Genomic DNA, 3,774 nt, shown 5'->3' on the forward strand with positions numbered 1-3,774 from the left:
CACATCGAGAACATTGTACGTGTTGGCACCGTCCATATCGCGCCCGCCGCAATAGCGAACAGTCAGCACGTCTTCGCGGTGCGCGATTACCCCTTCAGTGAGCAGAAAACCTTGCGCGAGTTCGATATCGGAGCCCGGCGTGCGCATCGTCACGGTGACCGGGCTTCCGTTGACGCGGATCTCCAGCGGCTCCTCAACGACTAAGGTTTCCGGCCGGGTAATCGCCTGCTCGGCGGTGAGATGCCTAACCCGACGACGCTGCGTTACCTGCCCCACTAAGACGCCGACTCCACTCGGATGATGATCGCTTTCGACACCGGAGTGTTCGACTTGGCCGCGGTGTGGTCAAGTGGCACAAGCGGATTGGTCTCCGGGTAGTAGGCCGCCGCATTGCCGACCGGAGTCGAGTAAGCCACCACCAAGAAGTCCTTTGCGCGCCGCTCCTGCAAGCGGTTTTCGGCGTCGGTCCACTCCGACACCAAGTCGACGCGTTGGCCCACGGTCAAGCCCAGCGCCTCGATGTCGACGGGGTTGATAAACACCACTCGGCGGCCACCCTGCACCCCGCGATAACGATCGTCGAGCCCGTAGATCGTGGTGTTGTACTGATCGTGGCTGCGTAGTGTTTGCAGCACCAGCCGGCGCGGCGGTACCGGAACCCATTGCAGCGGATTGATGGCGAAATTGGCTTTGCCAGTACTGGTATGGAATTCACGCGCATCACGCGGCGGGTGCGGTAGCTGGAATCCGTCGGGTGCGCGCACCTTGCGGTTGTAATCGGCACAGCCGGGCACCACCGCGGCGATCGCATCGCGGATGGTGTCATAGTCCTCGGCGAACCGTTCCCACGGCACCGGGTGCCCAGCACCGAGCAGCGTGCGGGCCAACTGGCAGACGATCTGGACCTCACTACGCAACTGATCGCTGGGCGGATGCAGGCTGCCTCGCGACAGATGCACCATCGACATCGAATCCTCAACCGAAACAACCTGTTTGCGCCCACCGCGGATGTCGCGGTCGGTGCGACCCAGCGTCGGCAGGATCAGCGCCGTGGCTCCGTGAACGAGGTGACTGCGGTTGAGTTTGGTCGAAATCTGCACGGTCAACGCACACCTGCGCAAGGCTGCTTCGGTGACGGCGGTGTCCGGGGTAGCCGCTGCGAAGTTACCCCCCATGCCAATGAATACCGTTGCCCGCCCGTCCCGCATGGCCCGGATCGCGGCCACGGTGTCGTACCCTTGCGTGCGGGGGCTGATGATGCCGAACTCACGATCCAGCGACGCCAGAAATTGCTCGGGCATCTGCTCCCAGATGCCCATCGTGCGATCCCCCTGCACGTTGGAATGCCCACGCACCGGACACACCCCCGCGCCTGGCTTGCCGATCATGCCGCGCAGCAGCAGCAGATTGGTGACTTCACCGATCGTGGCGACCGCGTGACTGTGCTGGGTCAAGCCCATCGCCCAGCAAACGACGGTGCGCTGCGACGCCATCAACATCGCGGCGATGCGCTCCAGCTGTTGTCGTTCGATGCCGGTGGCGGCGAGCACGGTATCGATGTCGACATCGAGGGTGCGGCGCCGATACTCGTCGAACCCAGCGCAGTACTTGTCGACGAATGCTTGGTCGATGACCGTGCCCGGGGCACGGTCATCCGCCTCGAGTAACACCCTGCCCAGTCCGGCGAACAATGCCATGTCGCCGCCGATGCGGATCTGCGCGAATTCGTCGGCGATCGGGACACCGTGTCGCAGTATCCCGTTCATCTTCTGCGGGTCCTTGAACCGGATCAACCCAGCCTCGGGCAGCGGGTTGACCGCAATGACCTTGGCGCCGTTAGCCTTTGCTTTTTCTAATACCGACAGCATCCGCGGATGATTGGTGCCTGGGTTTTGTCCGGCGATGACGATCAAATCGGCATGCTCGACATCGTCGACGGTGACCGACCCCTTACCGATGCCGATCGAATCGGTCAACGCCGAGCCCGATGACTCGTGGCACATGTTGGAGCAGTCGGGCAGGTTGTTGGTGCCAAAGCTTCGGACCAGCAGCTGGTAACAGAACGCGGCTTCGTTGCTGGTGCGACCCGAGGTGTAGAACACCGCCGCATCCGGGCTGTCCAGCGCCGTGAGCTGCTCGGCGATCAGCTGGTAGGCAGCATCCCAGCTGATCGGTCGGTAATGCTCGGCACCGGGGTTCAACACCATCGGGTGGGTCAGACGGCCCTGCTGCGACAGCCAGTACTCGGGCTGCGCGGCGAGCTCGGCCACCGAGTGCCGGGCGAAGAACTCCGGGGTAACCGTGCGCTTGGTGGCTTCCTCGGCAACCGCCTTGGCGCCGTTTTCGCAGAACTCGGCCAACTTGCGTCCGCCGGGCTCCTCGGGCCACGCACAGCCAGGGCAATCGAAGCCGTTGCGCTGATTCAGCCGAGCCAGCGCCGCCGCGGTGCGCAGCGCACCCATCTGCTGCAGCCCGCGCTGCAGCGATACCATCACCGCCCGCACGCCCGCCGCCTCCTGCTTGCGCGGGGTAACCGCTACCGCGTGCTCGTCATAGCTGGCCGGGATGTCGCGAGCTGCGGCTGGGCGCTGGAACCTCACGCAGCCAACGTACATTGTTTGGCCAGGCCGGCGAGGATCAGCTTCCGCCCGAGGCACAGCCGGGTCTCGTCAGCCTATTCCGGCAGCCGTAACTCGGGCTTCTCAACTTCTTCGATGTTGACGTCCTTGAAGGTGACCACCCGCACCTGCTTCACGAACCGCGCTGGCCGATACATGTCCCACACCCAGGCATCGGCTAGTCGCAGCTCGAAATACACCTCGCCATCGGCGTTGCGCGGCACCATCTCCACACTGTTCGCCAGATAGAAACGCCGCTCAGTTTCCACGACGTAGCTGAACTGGCCGACGATGTCCTTGTATTCGCGGTACAGCGAGAGCTCCATCTCGGTTTCATACTTTTCGAGATCCTCAGCACTCATCTGTCACTCATCTGCTCAGACGTCCTTCTCCCTGACCCTGTTCCCGACGACCCTGTTCCCGACGACCTGTTGGGCCCCTTGGACTCGTTGAGCCACAAGCGACCCGATCGTCGCCGGGTGGGAACTCTGGTCTCATCTTTCCTCACCGGCATCCGCCGTGCTCGGCCGGAGGGTCCGGTGTGAATTCAGCCACTGCCCGGGTATTGGACCTGGTCGCCATGCGCCGGACGTTGATGAACGAATAGCGATGCTCGGGGCAGGGCCCCAGCTGGCTAAGCGCCAGGCTATGCGCGCGTGTGCAGTACCCCTTGTGTTCAGCGAAGCCGTAGCCGGGGTGGTCGGCGTCCATCGCGACCATCAACCGGTCGCGGCTGACTTTGGCCAGCACACTGGCCGCGGCAATACAGGCGGCCGCCGCGTCTCCACCGACTACCGGCAGCGACGGCACCGGCAGGCCGGGCACCCGGAAGCCGTCGCTTAATACATAGCCAGGCCGCACCGACAGACCGGCCACCGCACGCCGCATGCCTTCAATATTGGCTACGTGCACACCACGCCGGTCAACCTCGACCGACGGGATGAACACCACGTGGTAAGCCAGCGCATAGCGGCAGATCAACGGAAACAACTTCTCCCGCGCCTGCTCGCTGAGCTTCTTGGAATCATCAAGGGCAGCAAGGCTTTCCAGTCGCCCCGGTCGGAGCACGCAGGCGGCCACCACCAGCGGGCCCGCGCAGGCGCCGCGGCCTACCTCGTCCACCCCCGCTACCGGTCCCAACCCGCTGCGCTGCAGC

Annotated in this window: 3 protein-coding genes and 1 pseudogene; all 4 read right to left on the reverse strand. The window is 64.0% G+C overall.

Going from position 1 to position 3,774, the window contains the following annotated elements; genetic code table 11:
• A partial coding sequence (locus AC2VOU_RS16600) for a formate dehydrogenase accessory sulfurtransferase FdhD (RefSeq protein WP_486958355.1) occupies nucleotides 1-276 on the reverse strand: 276 nt, incomplete at its 3' end.
• On the reverse strand, nucleotides 276-2,615 hold the full coding sequence (locus tag AC2VOU_RS16605; RefSeq protein WP_486958356.1) for an FdhF/YdeP family oxidoreductase: 2,340 nt from the start codon (nucleotides 2,613-2,615) through the stop codon (nucleotides 276-278). The genes AC2VOU_RS16605 and AC2VOU_RS16600, both read right to left, overlap by 1 nt.
• Before the next feature lie 59 nt (nucleotides 2,616-2,674).
• Nucleotides 2,675-2,980: a DUF2469 domain-containing protein gene (locus AC2VOU_RS16610; protein WP_012393608.1), complete on the reverse strand. Its 306-nt coding sequence runs from the start codon at nucleotides 2,978-2,980 to the stop codon at nucleotides 2,675-2,677.
• Nucleotides 2,981-3,112: 132 nt separating this feature from the next.
• Nucleotides 3,113-3,774, reverse strand: a pseudogene (locus tag AC2VOU_RS16615) (ribonuclease HII); the annotation flags it as partial.

This window comes from Mycobacterium sp. TH-M25 (assembly GCF_057473665.1).

Excerpts from the sequence above, each read along its gene's own strand:
- AC2VOU_RS16605 (WP_486958356.1), bottom strand. The coding sequence starts at position 2,615 with ATGTACGTTGGCTGCGTGAGGTTCCAGCGCCCAGCCGCAGCTCGCGAC.
- AC2VOU_RS16610 (WP_012393608.1), bottom strand. The coding sequence starts at position 2,980 with ATGAGTGCTGAGGATCTCGAAAAGTATGAAACCGAGATGGAGCTCTCG.